At 39.5% G+C, this 23,214-nt stretch carries 27 protein-coding genes; 23 read left to right on the top strand and 4 right to left on the bottom strand.

Features of this window, described 5'->3' with window-relative positions; all coding sequences use genetic code 11:
• The first annotated feature begins 62 nt into the window (after nucleotides 1-62).
• The 6 genes from R8495_RS08705 to R8495_RS08680 all read left to right on the top strand — a co-directional run bounded on the left by R8495_RS08705 (nucleotide 63) and on the right by R8495_RS08680 (nucleotide 5,798).
• Nucleotides 63-374, top strand: a complete 312-nt coding sequence (locus tag R8495_RS08705) for a PadR family transcriptional regulator (RefSeq protein WP_317635085.1) — start codon at nucleotides 63-65, stop codon at nucleotides 372-374.
• On the top strand, nucleotides 367-993 hold the full coding sequence (locus R8495_RS08700; RefSeq protein ID WP_317635084.1) for a DUF1700 domain-containing protein: 627 nt from the start codon (nucleotides 367-369) through the stop codon (nucleotides 991-993). Before R8495_RS08705 ends, R8495_RS08700 begins: the two co-directional genes overlap by 8 nt.
• Complete coding sequence (locus R8495_RS08695) at nucleotides 993-2,021, top strand: hypothetical protein (protein ID WP_317635083.1); 1,029 nt, start codon at nucleotides 993-995, stop codon at nucleotides 2,019-2,021. The genes R8495_RS08700 and R8495_RS08695 overlap by 1 nt, the downstream gene beginning before the upstream one ends.
• Before the next feature lie 26 nt (nucleotides 2,022-2,047).
• Nucleotides 2,048-4,042, top strand: a complete 1,995-nt coding sequence (locus R8495_RS08690; protein WP_317635082.1) for a bacteriocin-associated integral membrane family protein — start codon at nucleotides 2,048-2,050, stop codon at nucleotides 4,040-4,042.
• Between the two features lie 2 nt (nucleotides 4,043-4,044).
• Complete coding sequence (locus R8495_RS08685) at nucleotides 4,045-4,686, top strand: ABC transporter ATP-binding protein (protein ID WP_317635081.1); 642 nt, start codon at nucleotides 4,045-4,047, stop codon at nucleotides 4,684-4,686.
• An 86-nt stretch (nucleotides 4,687-4,772) separates the two neighbouring features.
• Nucleotides 4,773-5,798, top strand: a complete 1,026-nt coding sequence (locus R8495_RS08680; protein WP_317635080.1) for a threonine aldolase family protein — start codon at nucleotides 4,773-4,775, stop codon at nucleotides 5,796-5,798.
• A 25-nt stretch (nucleotides 5,799-5,823) separates the two neighbouring features.
• Here R8495_RS08680 and R8495_RS08675 read toward each other — a convergent pair whose 3' ends face one another.
• Entirely contained in the window at nucleotides 5,824-6,558 is a 735-nt protein-coding gene (locus R8495_RS08675) for an ABC transporter permease (RefSeq protein WP_317635079.1), read from the bottom strand.
• Nucleotides 6,551-7,441: an ABC transporter ATP-binding protein gene (locus R8495_RS08670; RefSeq protein ID WP_317635078.1), complete on the bottom strand. Its 891-nt coding sequence runs from the start codon at nucleotides 7,439-7,441 to the stop codon at nucleotides 6,551-6,553. Before R8495_RS08670 ends, R8495_RS08675 begins: the two co-directional genes overlap by 8 nt.
• Before the next feature lie 162 nt (nucleotides 7,442-7,603).
• Between R8495_RS08670 and R8495_RS08665 the strand changes: the two genes are divergently transcribed.
• The 5 genes from R8495_RS08665 to holA are packed head-to-tail and all read left to right on the top strand — an operon-like array spanning nucleotide 7,604 to nucleotide 12,707.
• Entirely contained in the window at nucleotides 7,604-7,966 is a 363-nt protein-coding gene (locus tag R8495_RS08665; protein WP_317635077.1) for a BlaI/MecI/CopY family transcriptional regulator, read from the top strand.
• On the top strand, nucleotides 7,966-8,829 hold the full coding sequence (locus R8495_RS08660) for a M56 family metallopeptidase (protein WP_317635076.1): 864 nt from the start codon (nucleotides 7,966-7,968) through the stop codon (nucleotides 8,827-8,829). Before R8495_RS08665 ends, R8495_RS08660 begins: the two co-directional genes overlap by 1 nt.
• Before the next feature lie 58 nt (nucleotides 8,830-8,887).
• Nucleotides 8,888-9,499: a helix-hairpin-helix domain-containing protein gene (locus R8495_RS08655; protein WP_317635075.1), complete on the top strand. Its 612-nt coding sequence runs from the start codon at nucleotides 8,888-8,890 to the stop codon at nucleotides 9,497-9,499.
• Nucleotides 9,500-11,713, top strand: coding sequence for a DNA internalization-related competence protein ComEC/Rec2 (locus R8495_RS08650; protein ID WP_317635074.1), 2,214 nt, complete (start codon nucleotides 9,500-9,502; stop codon nucleotides 11,711-11,713). It begins immediately after the preceding gene.
• Entirely contained in the window at nucleotides 11,700-12,707 is a 1,008-nt protein-coding gene (gene holA / locus R8495_RS08645) for a DNA polymerase III subunit delta (RefSeq protein ID WP_317635073.1), read from the top strand. The genes R8495_RS08650 and holA overlap by 14 nt, the downstream gene beginning before the upstream one ends.
• Here holA and R8495_RS08640 read toward each other — a convergent pair.
• Nucleotides 12,691-13,494 (bottom strand): Cof-type HAD-IIB family hydrolase, encoded by an 804-nt coding sequence (locus R8495_RS08640; protein WP_317635072.1) that lies wholly within the window; start codon nucleotides 13,492-13,494, stop codon nucleotides 12,691-12,693. The genes holA and R8495_RS08640 overlap by 17 nt on opposite strands.
• Before the next feature lie 258 nt (nucleotides 13,495-13,752).
• Here R8495_RS08640 and R8495_RS08635 point away from each other — a divergent pair, with 258 nt between their 5' ends.
• The 11 genes from R8495_RS08635 to murQ all read left to right on the top strand — a co-directional run bounded on the left by R8495_RS08635 (nucleotide 13,753) and on the right by murQ (nucleotide 22,377).
• On the top strand, nucleotides 13,753-14,043 hold the full coding sequence (locus tag R8495_RS08635; protein ID WP_317635071.1) for a TIGR04197 family type VII secretion effector: 291 nt from the start codon (nucleotides 13,753-13,755) through the stop codon (nucleotides 14,041-14,043).
• Nucleotides 14,040-14,384, top strand: coding sequence for a DUF3958 family protein (locus tag R8495_RS08630; protein ID WP_317635070.1), 345 nt, complete (start codon nucleotides 14,040-14,042; stop codon nucleotides 14,382-14,384). Before R8495_RS08635 ends, R8495_RS08630 begins: the two co-directional genes overlap by 4 nt.
• Nucleotides 14,381-15,823 carry an LXG domain-containing protein gene (locus R8495_RS08625; protein WP_317635069.1) on the top strand — a complete coding sequence of 481 codons (1,443 nt, stop codon included), beginning with the start codon at nucleotides 14,381-14,383 and terminating at the stop codon, nucleotides 15,821-15,823. The genes R8495_RS08630 and R8495_RS08625 overlap by 4 nt, the downstream gene beginning before the upstream one ends.
• Nucleotides 15,824-15,826: 3 nt before the next feature.
• Complete coding sequence (locus R8495_RS08620; protein ID WP_317635068.1) at nucleotides 15,827-16,099, top strand: hypothetical protein; 273 nt, start codon at nucleotides 15,827-15,829, stop codon at nucleotides 16,097-16,099.
• A 365-nt stretch (nucleotides 16,100-16,464) separates the two neighbouring features.
• The gene (locus tag R8495_RS08615; RefSeq protein ID WP_317635067.1) at nucleotides 16,465-17,193 is read left to right on the top strand and encodes a hypothetical protein; all 729 of its coding nucleotides are present in this window, start codon (nucleotides 16,465-16,467) and stop codon (nucleotides 17,191-17,193) included.
• 10 nt (nucleotides 17,194-17,203) lie between these two features.
• Nucleotides 17,204-17,689, top strand: a complete 486-nt coding sequence (locus R8495_RS08610; protein WP_317635066.1) for a DUF2247 family protein — start codon at nucleotides 17,204-17,206, stop codon at nucleotides 17,687-17,689.
• 23 nt (nucleotides 17,690-17,712) lie between these two features.
• Nucleotides 17,713-17,868: a hypothetical protein gene (locus R8495_RS08605; RefSeq protein ID WP_317635065.1), complete on the top strand. Its 156-nt coding sequence runs from the start codon at nucleotides 17,713-17,715 to the stop codon at nucleotides 17,866-17,868.
• Between the two features lie 207 nt (nucleotides 17,869-18,075).
• A complete protein-coding gene (locus R8495_RS08600; protein ID WP_317635064.1) occupies nucleotides 18,076-18,969 on the top strand; it encodes an alpha/beta hydrolase in 894 nt (297 codons plus the stop codon).
• Between the two features lie 10 nt (nucleotides 18,970-18,979).
• Nucleotides 18,980-20,437 (top strand): PTS transporter subunit EIIC, encoded by a 1,458-nt coding sequence (locus tag R8495_RS08595; RefSeq protein WP_317635063.1) that lies wholly within the window; start codon nucleotides 18,980-18,982, stop codon nucleotides 20,435-20,437.
• Nucleotides 20,438-20,446: 9 nt separating this feature from the next.
• Nucleotides 20,447-21,481, top strand: coding sequence for a MupG family TIM beta-alpha barrel fold protein (locus R8495_RS08590; protein ID WP_317635062.1), 1,035 nt, complete (start codon nucleotides 20,447-20,449; stop codon nucleotides 21,479-21,481).
• 2 nt (nucleotides 21,482-21,483) lie between these two features.
• Entirely contained in the window at nucleotides 21,484-22,377 is an 894-nt protein-coding gene (gene murQ / locus R8495_RS08585; RefSeq protein WP_317635061.1) for an N-acetylmuramic acid 6-phosphate etherase, read from the top strand.
• Between the two features lie 68 nt (nucleotides 22,378-22,445).
• On the opposite strand, the gene rpsT is transcribed toward murQ, so the two are convergent.
• On the bottom strand, nucleotides 22,446-22,706 hold the full coding sequence (rpsT, locus tag R8495_RS08580; protein ID WP_317635060.1) for a 30S ribosomal protein S20: 261 nt from the start codon (nucleotides 22,704-22,706) through the stop codon (nucleotides 22,446-22,448).
• A gap of 183 nt (nucleotides 22,707-22,889) precedes the next feature.
• On the opposite strand from rpsT, the gene rpsO reads away from it, so the two are divergent.
• On the top strand, nucleotides 22,890-23,159 hold the full coding sequence (rpsO, locus tag R8495_RS08575) for a 30S ribosomal protein S15 (RefSeq protein WP_317635059.1): 270 nt from the start codon (nucleotides 22,890-22,892) through the stop codon (nucleotides 23,157-23,159).
• Nucleotides 23,160-23,214 lie beyond the last annotated feature (55 nt).

Genomic DNA, 23,214 nt, shown 5'->3' with positions numbered 1-23,214 from the left:
GTTGACGCACAATATTATATCTCGTATAATATTAGCAATCACATATGATAGAGAGTAAATGAATGGCAATTCAAGTATCATCGGAGCTTTTAGAGGGAGCAATTCTTGCTTTCATTGCAAGCGAAGATTTATATGGTTATGCATTGACCAAGAAAATTCAAACAGTGCTTGATGTGTCAGAGTCGACGGTTTATCCCGTTTTAAGACGTTTGACCAAGGACGATTATTTAAAAACTTACGACGAGCCTTTTCAAGGGCGAAATCGGAGATATTACCAAATCACGGAGACAGGTAAACTTCGTTTGGCAATAATTCAAACTGAATGGAAGGATTATCGGGGAAAAATTGACGGGGTGTTAAGAAATCATGATTGAAATTGCAGATAAATACGTAGCAGAGTTAAAGACTTATCTAACGGTCTTAGATCCAACTGAGTTGGGCGATGTTTGTGAGTTCTATGAAGAGTACTTGTTAGATGCTGATTTTAACAGCCGCCAAGAAATTGAAAAGGAGCTCGGGACGCCAAGACAATTGGCTCGAAAAATCTTAGCGGAGCATTCACTTTCACCAGATAGTACTCCGATCTTGGAGAATCCGCACAAACAAGCAAAAACGAAGCGAGATTTATGGGCAATCTGGTGGATTCTTCTTGGGCTTGGAGCAATTCCGGTCGGGATTCCGCTTTTCATTGTGATCTTTGTGTTTTTACTACTGATTTTTATCTTTATCGGCGTGGTGATCATCGTCTCAGTTGCATTACTGCTTTCTTTTATTGCAGTTTTAGTATTTGCAATTCCGGTAATTTTTAGCGCTAACTGGGCAGTTGGCCTCTTTTATTGTGGGATTGCGCTGATGGGAATTACATTTGTTTTGATGTTTGAACCGCTCGATTTCTTCTTCATTCGCTGGCTGATCGGAACCACGGCGAAGCTGATTCGCAAGCTTGGACGCAAAGTTTTCAAAAAACGTGATTCATATAAAGGGGACAGATAATGAAAATGAAGAAGTATTACTGGATTAATGGTGCGATTTTTCTAATCGGCGCTCTGATGGCGCTCTTTGGTTTTTGGAATGACGGGGTTCGCAAATTCTACCTTGGTGAGGATTTTCATCCAGTGATTGATCGCTCGGCGGCCGAATATAATAAATTTCACGTCAAAACTTTAAAGGAACCTTTCAATGAAGTTAGAGTTAGTTTGCGCAGTACGAATTTAGCGATTACTAAAGGCGATCACTTTGAGGTCAAGTATGAAATTAACCGGCCGGTTGAGGAATTCAAAATCGAAAAAGGAGTTTTGTACGTTGATGAAAAACATATGGAATTTTCTAATCGTGCTAAACGTTCTCCGCAATTAACAATTACGGTGCCCGATGTTAATTCGTTAAATAGTGTTGCAATAAATTGGAGTCCGGAAGGTAATGAGATTAGTTTGTCTGACTTAAAGCTCCAACAATTGAGTTTACATTATATGCCACTGCAAGATTGGAGCAGCCAAATTTTGTTAAATAAAGTGGATGTTTCACAGAAAATGAGGACAGATGGCGGTAATTTTGTCATTCAAGATTCTCATTTGACCAATTGGGAAGGTAAATCGTCCAACGGCGGCGACACCAAGTACTTGATTCAGAATTCTGAAATTACTGATTTCCAAGTGGAGTCGAACCAATATTTTGAAGTGAGTCTCGCAAACAGCAAGCTATTAGGCAAAAACGAGCTGTCTGGCAGAGGGAGCAGCACCATGAATGTTGAGGATAGTCAAATAAATAACTGCCAAATTAAAATTGATGAAATTCATTTAAATATGAAAAGAAGTCAACTGTTAGGTGACAATCGAGCTAAAGGACATCAACTATTTATCGATTCCAGTCAGTTAAACGAAGATCTAAGTATCAAGGTTAAAGCAGACACGGCCAGTGGCACGGTTGACGGGCAAGAAATTCAAGCCGGGTTTGAACGCGAGCGCTCAAATAATGATTCGATTGAAATTAAAGGAGATGAAGTGAAGCTTGAGATGAAGTAGCCGCAAATTATTAATTAGGAGCAATTATGAAAAAAATATTTATCTTCATTTCCACCTTTATTGTCGCCGCTTTCTTCCTCTGGGAGCTTACAGAAAGCCCAGAAAGGTTCACATCACGTCTAAATACTGGCGTTTTAGTTGACAAAGGGATGAAGCCCGTCAATAAGGAGTTGACCGATCAGTCTTTAAGTGATTTTGCCAAAAAACATCACAGTTTGGTTGCAAAAAGTATTGTTCATCCAACGAAGACTAAAGAAGTTTATGTCTATGCAAAATACGGGGAAGGTAATCTTACCAAAGGTTTGCAGGAAGCCACAAAAGTTGAACAAAAGAATAGTCCAGCTCTTGCCAACTACCGCATTATTTCGGGTTCGCTCAGTGAAAAAAAGCTTGCCGATCATTTTAAAAGCTTGGGTTACGACGCGAAAATTTTCCCTAAACAATCTGTTTTGATAGTTGTGATAAGTTTCTTGTTCAGTAATACAATCATGCTTTCGTTGATCATGTTCGTGCTCGCTTTTACAGCGCTGACGATAATTTTGCGCATTAAAGATTTGCGCTCAGCCGGGATTCGTCTAATTTCTGGTCAGAAATTGGGAACGATTATGTTTGAAAGTGTGAAAACCGACGTTTTGACAGTGCTAGCAGCTTTTGCAATTAGTTTTGGTCTGAGCGTGGCAGTGCTTTTGGCAAAAGGTCAGCTTCAATTAAAAGGCTGGAAACTTATTCTAGGAGTTTTGCTATTTTATGATGGGATCCTGCTTTTAATCTCGCTAATTCTTAGTTTGATTTATCTGCTTGGCTTGCAAAGAAAAGATTTGATGTCGATTATTAAAGGGAAATTGCCGATCGGTCGCTTGCTGGGAGTTATGCTCTTTTGCCAATTTCTAGCTGTCGTACTTGTTGGTTACGGAGTTAATAATGTTCCGATTTATTACGCCGAATTACAAGAAGAGAATCGGGCTGCTGGGAAGTGGCAGCAACAGAAAAATCGAGTCAATGGGATCCATCAAGGCGTTGGCGCTGGAGGATACGATGATAAGAGTAACGAGGTTGACGCCACCAATTGGTATCAATTAGCTAACGAAGCCATCTATCAGCAAAATGCGATTATGGTGCACCATAATTTTACTAATTATTCGAGCATGAATACGGAGGAAGCCAAAAAAGCCAGTGAGCATTACGATCCAGAGGGTAATACCTTAATTGTGACGCCGAATTATTTGACTGAACAGCAAGTGAAGCTGGATTCAAAGATGCAAGACAAAATGCTTCATTTAGAACCAGGTGAGTTTGGCTTGATTTTGCCAGAGAAATTAAAATCGGAGCAGTTGAAATATCAGCAGATGTATGAGAAGGATATTTCTCAAAGAGCTTTGGGCAAGGCTAAAACAACTGCAGTGATTGCTTACACCGCTGACGGCGAGAAGCGCTTTAATTACAATAATAATTCTGCTTTACCCGACCAATTTGTCAAAGATCCAATTATTGTGGTCATGACTCCACGTTCAACGGGCGATAGCATTTACGCCAAAACATTTTGGCGCAAAGAAGCACAAGAGTCAATTTTCTTCCCGAGTTATGAGCGAACAATGAAGTTATTGTATAAGTACCAGGTTGCGCGCGACGTTTTGGAAGTGAGTAATTCTGAGCAATTGTATTATAAAGAGGTTCGATTTTTCCGTAATCAGACAATTTCTTTTATCGCCAGTTCGATTTTGGGGATAATTACGGCAGCACTTTTGTTTAATTCAATGAATTTGCTTTATTTTGAGGAATTTCGAAGAAGCATTTTAATTAAACGAATTGCGGGAATGCAATTTTCTGAACTGCACCGAAAGTATTTGTTAATCCAGCTGGCAGTTCTCTTAACAGGAGTTGGACTTGATCTGATATTGACGAGAAATCTGTGGACAAGCTTAGTCACGTTTGGCCTCTTTGGAGCAAGTTTGTTAATTACTCTTGGAGTTCAAATCAAAAAAGAAGACCAATTTACGGTCGCCGTCTTGAAAGGAATGTAAAAATGATCAAAATTGAAAATATCACCAAAACGTTTAAAGATCGTGAAGTTCTAAATAAAACCAATTTAACCTTTGAGAATGGCTTGGTATACGCTATGATCGGCCCGAGTGGCAGCGGCAAAACCACGTTGTTAAACATGATTTCGAAGTTAGAGCCTTACGATTCTGGGACGGTCATTTATAACGACAAGCCTTTAAATCAGATTAAGCCCCAACAATTTTTTAGAGATGATCTGGGCTATTTATTTCAGAATTTTGGCCTTTTGGAAAGTAACACGATTGCCGACAACTTGGATTTAGGTCTGATTGGCAAAAAAATGAGCAAGACCGCTCGAATTTCAATAGAAAAAAAGGCGCTATCAAGCGTCGGATTATCGTATCTTGATCTCAACCAGAAGATTTTCTCTTTATCCGGTGGCGAGGCTCAGCGAGTTGCGATTGCAAAAGTGATCTTAAAGGATCCGCCGCTAATTCTCGCTGACGAACCGACGGCAGCACTTGATCCTAAGACCTCAGAAGAAATCATGGCGCTAATTCTATCGTTAAGAACAGAAAAGCGGATAATTATTATTGCAACTCATAATCCCGTCATTTGGACTTTAGCAGACAAAGTGATTGATATTAGAGAAATATCGAATGTATGAAAAAAGAAGATCATTTTGCCGTTACGATTTTAAAAGGGACGTAAAATAGTTTAGACTATTAATATCAATGATTTAGGAGGAAGCTGATGATTTCATTTGAAAATGATTACTCAGAAGGGGCGCACCCACAAGTTTTAGAGCGCCTTGTTGCAACCAACATGGTGCAAGAACCAGGATACGGCAGCGACGAATACAGTAAACAGGCGGCTCAAAAGATTAGAGAAGTGATTGAGTGCCCCGAAGCTCAGATTCGCTTTTTAGTGGGCGGGACGCAGACCAATCAAGTGGTGATTGATTCGCTGTTAACCAAATATGAAGGCGTGATTGCCGCTGAGACCGGCCACGTTAGTGTGCATGAAGCGGGCGCGATTGAATATAGCGGGCACAAAGTTCTCACAATTCCTGCAACTGATGGCAAAATTAGCGCCCAGGCAGTTGATGATTATTGCCAAACTTTTTATGATGACGCAAATCATGATCATATGGTGTTTCCGGGCATGGTTTACATTTCTTATCCGACTGAGTACGGCACGCTCTATTCAAAAGACGAGCTGACCCGCTTGGCTGAAGTGTGTCACAAATATGAAATGCCTCTTTATATAGATGGCGCGCGGCTCGGGTATGGTCTTGTGAGTGAAGAATCGGATTTAACGATTGCCGAGCTTGCTAAATTGTGCGACGTTTTTTATATCGGTGGCACCAAGGTCGGTGCTTTGTGTGGCGAGGCAGTGGTTTTTACGAAGAACAACGAACCGAAGCATTTTCTCACGCAGATTAAACAGCACGGCGCTTTACTGGCCAAAGGTCGCCTGATTGGAGTTCAGTTTCTAGAGTTGTTCTCCAATAATCTTTATTTTGACATTAGTCGTCATGCCGTTGAGCTGGCGCTCAAATTAAAAGCGGGATTTCAGGCAAGAGGCTATCAAATGTATCTTGACTCGCCGACTAACCAGCAGTTTGTGGTGCTTACTAAAACTAAGGCGGCTGAGTTGGCGCAAAAAGTTAGATTTTCTCCTTGGGAAGATCTTGATGCTGAGCATCAGGTGGTCCGGTTTGCGACTTCTTGGGCCACGACCGCAAAAAATGTGGCTACTTTATTAGAATTAATTTAGGACTGATCGGTTGAGGTCAGTTTTTTTAGACCTCTTTTTGGGCAAAAAGTACAAGACCGAGTGCCAAAAACAAAGCGATATAGCAAATGTTTCCGCCAATTAGCTGAAGATCAGTGAGGCGCGTCAATGGATGATAGAAAGCAGGCTGGCTCAACTGCGCTGGTAAGTTTAAGAAATTGAGCGGATTCCATTTGAGAAATTCCCATTTTTTGATCAAGTTAAACATTAGGACGCCAATAATACTAAGCGCAAATTCACCAACAATCCCAACGGTGATCGCCATGCTGCTCTTTTTTATCATTGTGGCAATGAGAAACACGAGGCTGAGTAAGAGCCACACGTTTAGAAGTGAGGCGCTGTTTTGCTCCAACCAATACTGGGATCTGATCGGACCTTTATAGAAGATGGATTTGTTGATTAGCGTAGTTAGCGCCATTAAGCCATAGAGAAATAAGGAGTACAAGAAAATTGTCAGCCACTTGCTGATTAAAATTGCTTGGCGGGATTTTGCCTCGTAGATCAAGTTTTTGATTGTGTTATATTCAAACTCAGAAGTAATAATTGAAGCACTTGCAGCAATTAAAATCAGGGGAATGATCGAATTGGTGGCAAAGTTAGCGATGAAGAGTTCGCGCGCAATAAAGTGTTTTGGCATGAGATGGCCAATTAGGGCAACGCTAAAGTTGACGATAATTAAGCAAATTATTGTGAGCCAGGTGCTCGTTTTTTGGCTGAGCTTGAAAATTTCTTGTTTAAGCATTTTTTTCCTCCAAAATAGTTAGAATAGATTGTTCTAAGTCGTCGTCTTCGTGAATTAAATCTTTAACTGTTACACGCTGTTCATTTAAAACTGTCAGTAATTTTTCGACCGGATGAGCAGCGTCAATCATGACTTTGAGTGGGTCAGAACTCACAACAGGGTAGTTGTTCTGGCTCAGAGTTTGTTCAGCCAAAGAATCATTATTTGTTGAGATTACCACGTAATGGCGATTACTTGCCAGAATTTCATTCATTGCTGCACTTGCGATTAAGCGGCCGTGGTCGATCACGATTAAGTCGTCAGCAAGTTTTTGGAGTTCTGACAGCAAGTGGCTAGAAACAAGGAAAGTCGTGCCCGCCTGAGCTTTTGTGATAATCAGCTCGCGTAAATCGCGGGTCGCCTGAGGGTCCAAGCCATTTAGTGGTTCGTCAAGAATGACTAGTTGGGGGTTGTTGATTAGGGCAAGTGCGATGCCCAGCTTTTGTTTCATGCCCAGCGAATATTTTTTGGCCTTCTGGTCGATAAAATCATTAAGCGCTAGCTCATCGATTGTTGTTTGAATATCTCCGTTATGTGCAAAAAGTTGTAAATGTTGGCGCCCCGTTAAATAAGGATAAATTCCAGGATACTCAATCAAAGCACCAACTGATTTTAAAGGAGCTGAATGGTTAAAACTCATCAACTGTCCGTCGATCAGAATTTCGCCTGAGCTTTTGATGAGGCCTAAAATCGCTTTTAAAATTGTGGTCTTGCCTGCACCATTGGGACCAACTAAACCAACAATGTGGCCAGATTGAACCTTAAAGCTAAGATCAAAAAGGATTTGCTTGGCGCCAAAAGATTTATTGAGATGTTTAACGCTGAGGATCGTTTGATTAGACATCGTTAACTACCTTTCTTGTAAATGTAATGTTATATAGTTGAAGCTTACTTCGGTTATTCTATTATAATATTACAGATAAAGCAACCGGATTATTGAAAATGGAAGAAAAAAAGAGATTTTATTGTTATAATGTATAACATATATACCTATGAGGAGTTTCAAATGAAAAGATTAACGAAGCGTGAAGAAGATGTAATGACGGTTTTTTGGGAATTAAAAAAATCTTTGACAATCCGAGATGTTGTGAAACACAATCCCGAATTAAGTCAAAATACAGTACAAGTTGTTTTAAAGAATTTGGTCGAGAAAAAATGCCTTGAATTTGACGGGACAAGTATTGCCCGCACAGCGATTGCGCGAGTTTATAAGGCAATTATTTCAGAAGAAGAATATTTCCAGGAAATAATTCCTAAGAAAATTTTCAAAAAAATGGTTGTCAGTTTTGTGACCCAGGAAAATAGCGAAGAAGAGCTCAAAAAAATTGAAGACATGGTCCAAAAGAAGCTCAAAGAAATCAGAGAATAATGAATTTATCGATCCCCCCTTTATTTTTGCTGCTTTTAATTGATGGCTTTTTAATTTTGGGCTTGGATTGGCTTTTACATCGCAAATTTGCTCACCAGAAAAACCTCTTTATTTTCTTTAAAGTTTTAATTATCTTAATTTGCTTACGTTTGATTTTATATTGGGGTCTTTTGGCAGTGCCAAATTTGTTCGATTTCTCTTTTTGGTTTTTCGTCCAGGTGATTTGGTTAATTGGGACAATGGTCGCTTTTTGTTTCCTGTTTAGCCGCTATTATCGGCTTTATCGCAGTCGCCGTTTTTTGAAATCATTACCAAAAGATTATTTGTCCAAGGCGGCCAAAGAGCAAATTGCGCCTAACGTGAAAATTTATCAGTCAGCAGCAGTTGATTCCCCTTGTGTGGTTGGGATTTTGCATCCAGCGCTCATTTTCCCGCTAATGCCGCTTTTGCCAGGTGAAGAGGATTATGTGCTTGCTCATGAACTCAATCATCTGAAAAATCATGATCCTTTAAAAAAGTTTTTAGGCGAGCTATTGTTGGCGCTTTATTGGTGTTTTCCGCCAGCTTATTTTCTCATCGATGATTTGAACTTGATAAATGAGATCACTGTCGATCGCCAGGTGGTGAAGAATCGGGGCCAGAATTATTATTTTGGTTATGTGGAAAACTTGTTATCAGTAGCAAAACGCGCTAAAGAAGCAGATCGTCGCATGTCAGATGCTAATTTTTTCTTGGGAAAAAATTACTTGAATATCCGCATTGACTTTCTTCTTAACAGTTATAATGTCGGTCGACCATCGGTTACTTTTAGACTTTTGACGGTTGTTTTGCTGATTTGCCTGATTTTGATTTACGGAATTTAAAATTTTTTTTCGTTTTTGAGATTTTTTTGCGTAATTTATCTTGAGGAGGTAAATTACAATGAAATTCAAAAAAGTTCTAAAGAAATATTATCTGGCGTTGATCGCCGTGGTGCTCGTACTTGTTGTCGGGTTAGGGTTCTTGTTGATGCGCCCGTCAAAGAGTTCCTCAAAAAATGATCAATTGTTTGAGTCGAAGTCGGAAAAAAGTAGCGAGAAAAAATCAAGTGGCGAGCAATTTGTAGAAATCAAAGGAGCGGTGGTTAAACCAGGAATTTATCCAATTGGTAAAAACACCCGCTTAGCGGAGATTTTGAAAAAAGCTGGCGGAGCGACCCCAGAGGCCGATTTAAAGACAGTTAATTTAGCGAAAGTCGCTCGCGATCAGGATTCTTTTTATATTCCCCAAAAAGGTGAAGCGCCAGTTGCTCAAACTGAAACCGCTGGATCATCACCAGAGACGGGCCAGGAAAAAGAAAGGATCAATTTGAATACCGCTGATTTGGCCGAGTTACAAAAGATTAACGGGGTTGGAGCAAAAAAAGCTGAGAAAATAATTGAGTACCGAGAGGCAAATGGTGGGTTTAGGAACATTGAAGATCTGAAAAATATCGGTGGCATCGGGGACAAGACATTTGAAGCCTTAGAAGATCAGATCACCGTTAGTGATTAGATGAGAGGCTATTGGATTTTTCCAACTTTGCTGTTCATTTCATTGCTTTATTTGGTTTTAAGTCCGCAGATTTTACTTGGAATCTTAGTTATTTGTTGTCTGGTCCGGATTTATTTTCTGAGAAATCGTTTGATTTGGTTTTGGAGTTTTATTTTTGCCATTTTTGCTTTGAGCTGGGGATGTTACAGTCGATATGTTGATTCTCAGATTCAACTTCCTAAGACAACTGAGGTTCTAGTCAATCCAAACGACGTGAAAGTTAACGGCGATCTGTTGCAGATGCGGGGAACTGCTGGTAAAATTCCGGTTTTGATGACCGCTAAGCTTCAATCAGAAGCTGAGAAAAAAGGATTTGCTCAAATTACATATTGGTTTACTGTGACAGTATATCAGGATTATAAGGGCATCGATGCACCACGCAATGAAGCAGAGTTTAATTATCAAAAATTTGAGCACCGTCAAAAGGGTTGCAATCTAAGGGTATCGCTGGGTGAATTTGAGATTAATAAAGTTAACGAAAATTTTGGACAGCGCTTGTTGGGGTTAAAGAAGAAATTTAGTTTGTACCTAACGACTTTTCCTCGTTATTCTCAATATTTTTTAAAGCTATTAATCGGTCAGCAGGATGATCTGTTAGGTAAAGATCGACTCAGCCGATTGGGATTGTTAAGTCTCTTTGCACTAAGCGGGATGCAGCTGTATTTCTGGCTGTCAATGTGGCAGAGTTTGGGAGCGAGAATGAGAATCACAGCGACAAAAGTTAACATTTTTTGTTTGTGTTTCCTGATTTTGATTATTTTTTTCAATCAGGGGAACGTCGGTCTGACGCGCAGTGCAATATTTTTGGCGGTGAGTCGCCTCATGATGATTTTAAAACGTCGCTATGCCCGCCTTGACGTTTGGTCCTTTACGTTCATCGCATTTTTGGTTGAACGACCATTTCTGCTTGAAAGTTTAGGCGGAATTTTGAGTTTCTTGATCACTTTTTTTATGCAGGTCAAGAAGCCAGAAAATCGCTTAGTGACCAATGTCAAAATAAATTTGTTGATGCTGCCGGTAATTTTGCAGCAGGTCTTTGTCTGGAACTTTCTGAGCATTTTCCTAAATTTTCTCTTTTTTCCGGTGATCTCGTTTCTGTTTCCACTATTTTGCCTCAACTTGATCCTTCATTTCCCGCTCTTTGATCAGGGAGTGAATTTTATCTGTTGGATTTTGTACCGCATATTAGATCAACTTTCTAATTTGCAATTTTTCGAGATTGTGTTTGGACAAATATCAGTAACTGTAGCGCTAATGTTAGTTTTATCAGGCCTTTTGATTTTTAGTAAAAAAGGTTGGTCCAAACTTGCGCTGACTGGACTTGCGAGCTGTTATTTAGTGCTTTTTCTTTATATTCACTTTCCGTTGACCGGACGTGTGGTGATGTTTGATATTGGCCAAGGCGATTCATTTTTGATTGAAACCCCGTTTCACAAACAAGTGATTTTGATCGATACCGGTGGAAAAGTTGGACTTGATAAAGAACCATGGCAGGAGCGCACAAGTAAATCAAGGGTGGAGACGGTGACGCTAAATTATTTGCATAGTCGCGGAATTAATCACTTGGACGCAGTAATAACCACGCATCAAGATGCCGATCATATTGGGGATCTGCCAGTGTTGATTAAGAATATGCGGATTGATCGGTTGATTTATGGTGAGGGAATTCTTCAAAATAAGAACTATCGCAAAAAAGTAGAGCCGTTAAAAAACACAGCCAAGTTTATTCCAGTTTTGGCGGGCCAAACGGTCAAAATCAAGGGGCAAGAATTAAAAATATTGCATCCATCAACTCCTGGACCAGGGGAGAATAATGATTCGGTAACGTTTTTGACGCATTTAGGTCAATTAACTTTTTTGTTTACCGGCGATCTGGAAAGGGACGGGGAAAAACAGGTCTTGAAGCAATTTTCCGTTCAGGCGGACGTACTAAAAGCTGGGCACCACGGGAGCAAGACTTCCACCAGCAAAGAATTTTTGGAGGCAGTTTCTCCAAAAATTGCCTGGATTTCTGCGGGGCGCAATAATCGTTATGGTCATCCGAGTCCTGAAACTTTGAACAAGCTAACTCAAAAAAATATTCCCTGGTTGGCGACACTAGACGTCGGAATGGTTTATTATGAATACAACGCATTTAAAAATGAAATGAAGAGTTTTAAACATGGATCTAAATAGTTACATAAAAGAAATCAAAAAAGTCCCCGCCGTTATTTATTTAGCGACGGGGGATGAGACAGCTTTATTTAATGATCTGCGCCGGAAAACGAAGCAAGTTGCCAATTTGCAGCAAGCTTCGTTTACGGTTTTGGATTTAGCCGAGGATTCGGCCGAGAATTTTCTAGTTGAGCTCGACAACTCAAGCCTTTTTGCGAGCAAAAGGTATCTTTATGTAGAGCACTTTTTCTCCGCTTTTAAAAAGCAGTTTAACGCAAAGCAAGCTAAGTTTCTTGAAAGCAGGTTAAAGGGCAGCTTGGCAGGAGTCACGCTGATTTTCAGCGGGCAAGGAGAAACAATCGATCGGCGTATTGGGATCAACAAGTTAATCACGCGTAATGCTTCCCAAGTGGATCTGAGCAAGTTAAAGCCTAATGAGGTTCGGGCCAAGTTAGTCCAATATTTTAAGCGAAATCCTGAGGTAAAGCTTGAAAGGCCAGTCATTGAAGAAATTTTGACGCGCACCAATTTTGATTATACAGCTTTAAGAGCTGAAATCCCGAAGCTTGAGCTGTTTTTGACGACGACAACCGAATTGACAGTTAAAGACGTCAAAGAGCTGATCAGTGCTAACCCGGATGATAATGTTTTTGGTTTAATTGGCGCTTTGAGCAGCAAAAGCTTGACGACAATTATGCCGCTTTACCGGGAACTGCTAGATTTTTACGGTCAGCCGTACGTTCTTAATGGGGCTTTAATCAGTAATTTTCAACTGCTGCTCCAAGTCAAAATTTTAAGCGACGCCGCTTACGATCAAGGCTTGATTCAAAAGAAGCTCGGGATTCATCCTTACCGGATTAAACTTGCCTTGCAAAATTCACAACGCTTTTCGATGCGTCAGTTAATGAGGCTGAATCATCTTTTACTTGAAATGGACCAGAAAATTAAAACTAGCACGGTCAATTATGACGAGTTATTTAGTGATTTAATTTTGGAGCTTAAAATTGGTCGCTGATTTTTTGTAAAAAGACCGCAACTCCGTCTTCAACGTTACTTAAAGTGATCTCGTTGGCAACGGCTTTAAGTTTTGCAGTCGCGTTGCCCATCGCAACGCCAATTCCAGCAAATTCCAACATTTCTTGATCGTTAGCTTCATCGCCAAAGGCAACTAATTCACTTGGCTTGAGGTCGAAATATTTTAAAGCAGCTTTTAATCCAACAGCTTTATTAATATCAGGCGGGAGGATTTCGAGCATTTCCGGATAAGAGCCCGTCACGTGAAAATTTCCACTTTGTTTGATTAATTCGCTGGCAAATTGCGCAGTTGTGAGATCTTTTAGCATAATTGCTTTATAGAAGACTTCATCTTCTGGCACGTCAGCGAAATTAGTATTTTCAAATGAAATCAATTTACCTAATCGTTCTTCGTAGCTTGATTTACCAAGCTCTACAAGCGAATAGACGTGATTTTCAGCGACCAAGTCCAGTGGAAATTGATTGCTACGAGCTGCCTCGTAAAGACCAGCTAGCTGACTTTTAGTAAGCGTGTGACTGGCGATTTTGGTTTGATCTTTGCTGGTTTCAACAAGTCCGCCATTAAAGCAAATGCAGACGTCACCAGGGTTTAGCAATTCCAGCTCCACCAGATAAGGCTTTAAGCCCTTGTAAGGCCGCCCCGAACAAAGAATAATCTTAACTCCTTGTTCGTGCAGCTCTTTGAGGGCTTTTTTGTTGACCGCACTAATTTGTTTTTGGTTGTTTAGTAAGGTGTTGTCCATGTCTAACGCAATTGCTTTGATCATTTGTTGTCTCCCAAGTATTATTTAGGAATATTGTAGCAGATTTATAGACTGAGGAATTACAGAAAACTCGGCTAGTTAATTAAAAAGTTGATTAAAATCGAAGAAAATTATTGTATTATTTCAAACTTGTTTATAGTGATTCTAAATCAAGTAAAAATTACTGATTATTAATTCCGAACTTTCTTTAATTGCAAAATTTTGTCTTTGTATTCTGACTATGTTAAAGTTAAAAACATAAACAATATAGGAGGAATCGGAATGAATCAAATTCTAACCGACTTTAACGTCGCTAGTAATAAAGCAACAAGAATCAAGACGGCTACCGATAACTTAAACAGCTCTTCGTCAGTAAATCAGGATAAAAGCACAAAAATGCTCGGCAACGCTAGTGCTCATAAGGCGATTGCGGCAACAAAACATTCGGCACAAAAGATTAGTCAAGTAGTGAATAGTGCATCGCAACACCTACGTAGTGTCGCAAAAGACTTTGAAGCTGCGGACCAAGAAATTAGCCAAAAGTTATTCGAGGCAGCGGGGTGGCGAAGATGAGTAAATACGACGAATTAACACAAACGGAACACGATAAGCGGATTGAGTCAGAGAACGTGGAACAAACAATGCGAAAAGTTCGCCAGCTCCAAGAATCGTATGATGAGCACTTTCAACGTGCCAATCGCTTCTTTGAAGAAATAGGATTTGAATTTAGAGGAAGTGATCAATCTAATATATTCAACTCAATGAGAGAAGATCAAGCCAGACAAGCTCGTAATACCAGACAACGTTTCAGTGATTACGAAACAAATTTAAGGTCAATGAATCGCAAACTTGAAACAGAGCTAGATGAAGTTGTTGCCGCTAAGAAACAGGCCCTGAGGGAGGAAAGTCAATGAGTATAAGAATGCGAGTTGGAGCTTCCAAAGCCCAAGCAGCAAGTACAAGGGCTCTCTGTCGTAAACAGATTGAAGATTATCGCAATCTACAATCTGCAATAAATGATTTCTTGTTGACGACAGATACTTTAAAAGGCGAAGCCTATAAGTCAGCCAGAGCGTACTTTGATAAAGTCTTAAAGCCGCTGGGACAAGGTGGAATGCTGCTAGCTGAAGCAGTAGAAAAGGCAGTTCAGAAGTTTCCAGATCAGTATCAGGCTGAAGTAGATCACGGAGACTTAGATGAAGCCGAGCTTGAAAGTAAGATCGCTGAGCTGAAAACTTTAATCAGCAGTGCACAAAGTATTCTAAACCAGATATCAGATGTTCCAGTCCAAGGATTGCCGGGAGTATCGACAACAAATAATTCTCTGCCAGCGTTAATCAAAGAACGTGAAATAGCCAATACTCAGCTAATGATTTCGGGTTATGAACAGACCCTAGAGAAACTCAAGATTTTATTGAGGAAGCTAAGGGCGTTCAATGCGAAGTCTTCAAGCATCTTTAAAGATATTGATGTTCTAAAGCAAGCAGTTGATCAAGGCTTGGAGCAGACGAAAACATCGTGGGACGGCATAAGAGGAGTATTTCTGATCCCAGATAATTTGGATTGGGCAAATACGATTCAGACTCATTGGCAAATGAGTCAAGATGAACTTCACGGGATTGATCCGAAGTTGAATCAAGAATTAAAGAAGTATCGAGTGTATGCAATTCCTTATACAAATCACCTAGGAGAGCCAGATATCCTTTGGCAGATTGAAGATTTGAAGACCGGCAATGGGATTGATAATTATAAACTTTACCGGTATCTTGAGAAATCAGGAAAATATTTAGGTCCTGAACTAATCGAATTAATGAGCTATGACGCTTATGAAAATAAGGTCAAAGCTGGGTGGCGCAAAGGTGTAAATTATGCAACTGGTGAACGTTATAATAGATTAGTAAGCGGTACGGTATCAGCCTCCCAAAATGTTGCAGACGGCATTGATTTTCTGAATAATTCAGGCTTAGGTACGGTGCTTGAGATGTTGGGATTTGCCTATGCATCGTATAAACTTACCACTGCTAGCGGAGTTAAAGAAGTAGCAGGCGGCAAAGGAATTTCAAGCAAGATTAACCAGGTTGATTTTTCTAGTAGAGTCTCGGAACACCTAAATGATCCTGACCGATATGTTCCAATTCAACTTCTTGAAGAGACAATTGAAATTGGAAATCAAATGCCAGATCCTAGAGGATCAAGTGCAGCAATGTTTTACAGCAAAATAGAAATTAACGGAAGTAAATATAATTTAGAAGTATTATATGATAAAAATAAAAATTTGATTTATCATTTTAAATACAGCAGAAGACCAATGGGACCATTACCCGAAATAACTAAATTCAAACCGAAGGAGTAAGCCGTGTCAGAAAAGGAACAGTTATATGAATTGTTAAATATGCTTCAAAGTAGACAGATTGGGATAAAAGATTTTGCTAAAAAATTTGTTAAGATTTTTGATTTGGAAATTGATTACAATGAACTGTCAAAGAGAGAATATGAGATGTTTGGAGAAATTTCAGATATTTCCGCTAGATTTTCTGATGATCCAGAAGATTTAAAAATACCCAATGTTTACTATAGCGAAAAACAAATTAGAAATGAAGTGATGAAGACTTTGAATTTATTAAAGTGATAAAAATTATGATATTAGAAAAAATTATATAACTTATACAAGGCTTTTGTAGTCAAATAGATTAAAGAGCAGACGAAAACATCGTGGGATGGCATAAGAGGAGTATTTCTGATCCCAGATAATCTGGAATGGGCGAATAAGATTCAAAACTTTCAGAAAGCGAAAGATGAAGCATACCGTAAGTCGATGATGGAAAAGTTAAAACCGTATAAAGTATACGCATGGCGGTTTAAAGATCCATCGACGAATAAAGTGACGACTAATTGGTTTATTGATAAAAATGGGGAAAGAATTTTTGATCAAGAACTAGAGGACTTTCTTAAGAAGCACGGCGAAGAATTAAAGGGAGTTTATAAAGAGATTAGTTGGGAAGAGCTTTTAGAATTAGACCAAGCAGCGAGAAGAAAAGGAGACGGGAAGAATTACTTGACCCGATATCAGGTGCCGAATGTTGGCGTACAGGCACACAAATCAGTGCAAATGTAGAATCAGTAGCATGGTTTGCTCAAAAATCAGGTTTGATGACCATAGGATCCGTAGCGGGTTTAAGATACGCAGGCAAAGGTGTTAAACTATCAAAAGGGAAAATTGGGCACGCAAAGATTGGCGAGATCAGCGGTGCTAAACCGATAAATGGTAAAGCAGCAAAGGGTGTTGATCAGGTTGACTTTGGGAAATGCGGTATAAATCCCGTCTTTGGCAGAAAAACAACTTCCTCCAACAACAATATACATAAATTATATAGTCCGGTTTTAGAGAGTAAACGAGTAGGAAGCGCTATACAAATTGACAATATTAAGTCTACTAAAATTATGGATTTCAACGGGAAAGTAAATTCAGAAAAGGAATTTCCTTACGCACCAAAAGAGCATGGCTTTCCTAATATTATAGATAACTATCCCACAATAAAGGATGAATTTCCATTGGTTGGTGGAGATGGAAAGAAATTGAGATTTTTTCAAATCGAAGATCATTATAATGGTAAAAAAGGAGTATTCGAATGGATCATTGATTTTCATGGAAATATGACCCATAGAAGATTTATAACTAACGGAATTTTGACTGGTAAACCTAATCAAATTATAAAAAAATAAGGAGGGGAAAATGGAATTATCGGATTTTAAAGAAAAGGGTATAAATTACAATTGGAGAACAATTTATGTAGGAGTTATACATCACTATTTCAATTTCAATGTTATTTCTAAATATGCAGTTGAACTAATGGAGGAAGGTAATGATGACGATTTTGTTGTTGAGTTGACCTGGAATGTAGATGCAAATAATGTTCAAGTATTTTTGAATAAAATAAAGGTTAAATATTTTCCTGATTTGGAAGAAACTTCCGACGATTATAAATTTGAAGAAAGAAAGCTTAGGTATATTTATCTTGAAGATATTAATACAAAGATTAAAAATGATGATGAATTATTAAACAAGATTGCTGAATACTATGATTTACATAATTATCCTCCTGAAATGTCTACTTTCATAAATTATATGCCTCAAGAACCTCCAACAGTCAAAGATGATTTAATCAATAGATTTCGTGAATTTTTGGATTGTGAATATAAAATAGTAAGAGAGAACTGAATGATGAAGATGTTGCAAAAGTTATGGAATGGTTGGTTGAAAGTGCAGATGGTTACTTTAAAGACCATCATAATCCAAAAGATATGTTTGAAATAGAAGATTATCGACCTGAGGATGAAGCAGATTGGCACAACAATTGGAAGCCGCAAATTGAGTCGTTGATTGAAGATTTCAAGTAATAGTGATGATAGAAAATATTTTAAGTTGTGACTTTAAACAAATGATAGGATCCCAAGAGAGCTTTAACTAGAGATGGTTAGAAGCTCTTTTTTGAAACTTCATTTCTTTTCTTTTTAGATAATTCACAAATATTAGAAATTCTATTTCATATCACGGAAAAAGATGATAAAATATCTACGGAAAGCGTTTTTATTAAGGAGGAAACAATGAAACAGCGTTTTTTGAAAATTTCGGCTCTGCTTGCGACTTTGATGACCTTGTTGGTCTTAACTGGTTGTACAACCAAGTCTAAAGCAGAACCAGCTAAGCCTGCGAGTCATCTTAGCACCGTGGCAACGACGACAATGTATTCCAAAAAATTGGGGCTGGATTGGAATTACGATGTTTATTTACCGGAAGGTTATAATCCAAAGTCTAATAAGACTTATCCGGTACTTTACATGATGCACGGACTTTACGGCAATCACCGCAATTTGTTGGAGCGATTCAACTCGCAGCAAATTCTTGACGGGATTATCCATCGGAGCAAAAATCAAGCGATCGTTGTTTTCGTCGATGGCTTCAACAGCTTTTATATCGATGCAAAAGATGGTCAAAAAATGGAGTCAGCAATTATGAAAGATTTAGTGCCAACCATTGAGAAAAATTATAAAGTCTCTAAGGATCCCGCAAAACATGCAATCGGGGGCATTTCGATGGGCGGCTATGGTGCTGCTCGGTTGGCTTTAAAATATCCTGATCAATTCTCAAAAGCAGTTTTGATTTCGCCTTCTGTTTGGCAGAAATTACCAGCGGAAAGTCCATTTAGACAGCTTCACGCTTTTACTGATGGCAAGAAACCTTGGTCAGACAAAGTTTATGATCAGCTTTTCCCGACGAACTACCTTAACAGTGATTCAAAATCTGTGAAATTCTTCGTGGAATCGACGAGCTCAGATACCACGGTTCCGATTAAAGACGTTGATAAATTTGTTGCGGACTTGAAGGACAAGGGAGTTGACGTCAAATTTGTGAAAGATTCTGGGGACAATCACAATTGGACTTATTGGGCAAAAGCCGCACCCAATGCTTATAGTTGGGCGCTTAAAGAGATGAACTAAGGAGAGAAAAATGAGCAACGAAGATATTGCAAAACAGATCCTTGAAAATGTCGGAGGACTGGAGAATGTTACGTCAAATGTAACTTGTATGACCCGTTTAAGAATCGGTCTACGTGATCAGGATAAAGCCGATTTAGATGCAATTAAACGCATTGACGGAGTTTTGGCAGTTGTTAAAGCTGATACTTTGCAAGTGGTTTTGGGGCCAGGCAAAGTAAATCAAGTGGCAGAACCTTTTGCAGAATTGACAGGTAAACCGCTTGGAGCAGCAGACGAAGATGCCCAAACGTCAGCTAGTGATACTAAGGCTGCTGATCTTGCAGCCGTTAAGGAGCAAGCTTCAGAAAATAAAGCCAAAAATAAAGCAAAGCATGATAAGCCGTTGCAGCGAGGATTGCAACACATTGCAAACGTCTTTATTCCACTTTTGCCAGGAATTATTGCGGCAGGTTTAATTAATGGGTTAACAAACGTCATAGATTACCAAACTGGTAGCGCTTTGGCAAATGATTGGTGGTACATGTCAATAAAGACGATTGGTTGGGGACTTTTTGCCTTTTTACCAATCTTTGTTGCAATGAATGCAGCTCGTGAATTTAAAGGGAGCGCAATTCTTGGGGGAATTGGCGGAATTTTTTGCTTAGGCACAGCAATGCCTGGATTTCCGTTAGCTTCACTTTCAATTTCAATGCCAATTACCAATAAACCATATTCGATGGGCGTTGGAGGCCTTTTAACTGCTTTATTCTTAGGCATGTTTATTGCCTGGACTGAGCGAATGGTTCGTAAATGGATGCCAAGCGTCTTAGATACATTCTTTACGCCTTTACTCACGCTGATTTTCTGCTGTTTGATTGCAGTTGTTTTCTTGCAGCCGATCGGCTCTTGGTTGACGAATGCAATTTATCTGGTGATGGACTTCTTATACGACAAATTAAGCTGGGTCGGCGGTTATATCCTATCTTCTACTTTCTTAGGTTTAGTTTCGGTCGGCTTACACCAGGCTTTGACCCCAATCCATGTCATGCTTAATGATCCAACGGGTCCAACTAAAGGAATCAATTATTTGCTGCCAATTTTGATGATGGCAGGTGGCGGACAAGTTGGTTCTGGTTTAGCATTATTTTTCCGTTCGAAAAATCAAAGATTTAAGAAAATGGTCATGAGTTCGATCCCAGTTGCAATTTTAGGTGTTGGTGAACCTTTAATGTACGCGGTAACCTTGCCATTAGGTCGTTCATTCTTGATGGCTTGCGTGGGCGCTGGTTTTGGAGGTGTTGCAGCGTCGCTTTTCCATTTAGGAACGGTTTCTCAGGGTGTTTCCGGGTTATTCGGCCTATTAATTATGCAGCCAGGTCAACAGCTAGCTTATCTAATATCCCTTTTAATTGCTTATGCGGGTGGATTTGTTTGTACTTGGTTCTTTGGATTTGATGAAAATCGAATCGATGAACTGTTTCCTGAATAGGGGTTAATGATGTTTGGATTTTCAGTTTTTTTGCATGATGATTTAACGGACGAAACGGTGGACCACCTTAAAAAAATGGCAGCAACCGGTTTTAGAGGAGTTTTTACTTCGATTAATTTACCAGAAGATGACCCAGCGTATCTATTAGAGCGCTTGAAATATTTAGGCGAAATTTGCCAAAACTTAAAACTACGATTGACAGTCGATATTTCGAGTACGGCACTAAAGCGCCTAAAGATTGACACACGGGATTTGTTTAACTGTCAATTAAGGCTGGATGACGGAATTGATTTTATAACGATTGCCGAGCTTTCACAGGAAATTTCGCTGGCCCTTAACGCAAGTACACTTAATGAAGAAGAGTACCAAATTTTAAAATCAAGTGGGGCGAATTTCGCGAATTTAGAAGCCTGGCATAATTATTATCCGCGCAAAAATACGGGGCTTGAGCGCGCTTGGTTTAATGGGCGAAATCGTTGGCTTGCTGATCACGGCTTTAAGGTAACGGCTTTTGTTCCAGGAGATGGAACTTTGAGGGGGCCAGTTTTTGCAACTTTACCGACTTTGGAAGAAGATCGGGGCAAGCGCCCGTTAGCTCCTGCCATTAAAATGCTGCAAAGTGGAGTTGATCTAGTTTATGTGGGTGATGGTTTTTTGAGTCTTGAATCCACTGAGCAGTTTGCCAAATTTTTGAAAAAAGATGTTGTCATGTTGCACGCTAAATTTAGCTCTTTGACGCCTGCGTATTTTCGCCAAGTTTTGCATCAACGAGCTGATCTTGCGCGTGACGTGATTCGAATTGTCGAAGGAAGAAAATTCAAAACAGCACCGATTATGCCAGCAAGTGTCTGCGCTCGACCACGAGGCAGTATTACGCTTGATAATGAGTTGGCTCAACGTTACGCAGGAGAATTGGAAATTGTGAAAAAAGATTTGCCAGGTGATCAAACAGTGAATGTAATCGGGCAAATAGTGTCAGAAGATCTTGGATTATTAGACGTTTGTAATTCAGGACAAGGGATTGAAATTAGAGGAATAGATTAAAGATGGATTTGGAAAAATTAGCAACAGAACAATGCAATTCGAGAACGACTAATCTAGATCAAATGTCGGCCTTAGAGATAGTGACGGCAATGAATCAAGAAGATCAAAAGGTGCCCCAAGCAATTGAATCGATTTTGCCCCAAATTGCTCAAGCAGTTGAACGAATTGTTCAAAGCTTTAAATCGGGCGGCAGACTTTTCTATCTAGGTGCAGGAACAAGCGGGCGTTTAGGTGTTTTAGATGCCGCAGAGTGCGTTCCAACGTTTGGTACAGATCCTGAAATGGTTCAAGGCCTAATTGCTGGCGGGATAAAAGCGATGACAATTGCGGTGGAAGGAGCTGAGGATAACGCTCAATTGGCTCGTGAAGATCTTTTTGCAAGGCATCTTAACGAAAATGATACAGTGGTCGGGATTGCTGCGAGTGGTCGGACACCTTATGTGATCGGCGGTCTCGATTACGCCAAAGAGCTCAATGCAGGCACAATTGCACTTTCTTGCAATTATGACGCTGAGATTAGCCGTCATGCTGAAATTGCACTTGAGGTCGTCTGTGGGCCTGAAGTTTTGTCGGGTTCAACCAGATTAAAGGCCGGGACGAGTCAGAAGTTGGTTCTCAATATGCTTTCGACGGCTTCAATGGTTGGCATCGGTAAAACCTATGGAAATTTGATGGTGGATGTTTTACCAACCAATGAAAAATTAGTAGAACGGGCAACTAAAATGATCATATCAGTTACGGGAGTTGATTATCAGACCGCCGCCGCTGCTTTAAAATCGGCGGGTGCTTCAGTTAAAGTGGCGATTGTGATGATTCTTAGTTCGGTTGATGCTAAAGAAGCACGATTAAAACTTGCTGCTGCGGGCGGTTTCGTGCGGGAAGCAATTGGTCAATAAAAAAAGCAAAGTCTCGGGATTTGAGATTTTGCTTTTTTGGTGTATAAAAAAAAGAACCGAAGTTCTTCTTAAAGACTATTTTTACGTAAAGTAATCTTAGAAAGATCACGTGCTGCTTTGTTGCTGTGAATCAATTTTTTGTGTTTAGCAGAGTCGATCAATTTTGCTGCGTTTTTGTAAAGAACTTCAATTTGATCTTTTTCGCCCTTAGCTGCTGCATTGTTAAACTTCTTAATTGCAGTACGCATCTCTGAACGCTGAGAATTGTTTGCTAAACGTCGCTTGTTTTGCGTCTTAACTCGCTTGATAGCTGATTTGATTTGAGGCATTAAGAACCACTCCTTCCCTTAAATAGTGAAATTAATCTCGTCTATTATACCAATTAAAGTTTAATTTGGCTAGCAGTTTTGAATTCTTCTGAGATTAATGTTATTATGATAACACCTATTGCTAAGTTTGAGGGCTTTCCTCTTACTTCGCTTTACGGAATAAATGAAAAGGAATATTGATTTATGGCTATTTCAAAAGAACGAAAGAGCGAAATTATTAAAAAATACGGACGCAGCGAGGGTGATACTGGGTCAGCTGAGGTCCAAGTTGCTCTCTTGACTGAAGAAATTAATGTATTAAATGAGCATTTAACAAAGCATAAGAAGGATCACCATTCTTATGTGGGTCAGATGAAGAAAATTGGTCATCGTCGTAATTTGCTCAGATATCTAAGAGAAAATGATCTTGACCGTTATCGGAAGCTAATTAGTTCATTAGGATTAAGAAGATAGAGTTAATGGCCTGCATAATTGCAGGTTTTTTAGTAAAAAAATGAAAGAAAAAGAG

The organism is Xylocopilactobacillus apicola, assembly GCF_033095985.1.
Classification (GTDB): Bacteria; Bacillota; Bacilli; order Lactobacillales; family Lactobacillaceae; genus Xylocopilactobacillus; species Xylocopilactobacillus apicola.
Note: the sequence above shows the minus strand (reverse complement) of the source record. Positions and strands in the feature narration are given on the sequence as shown.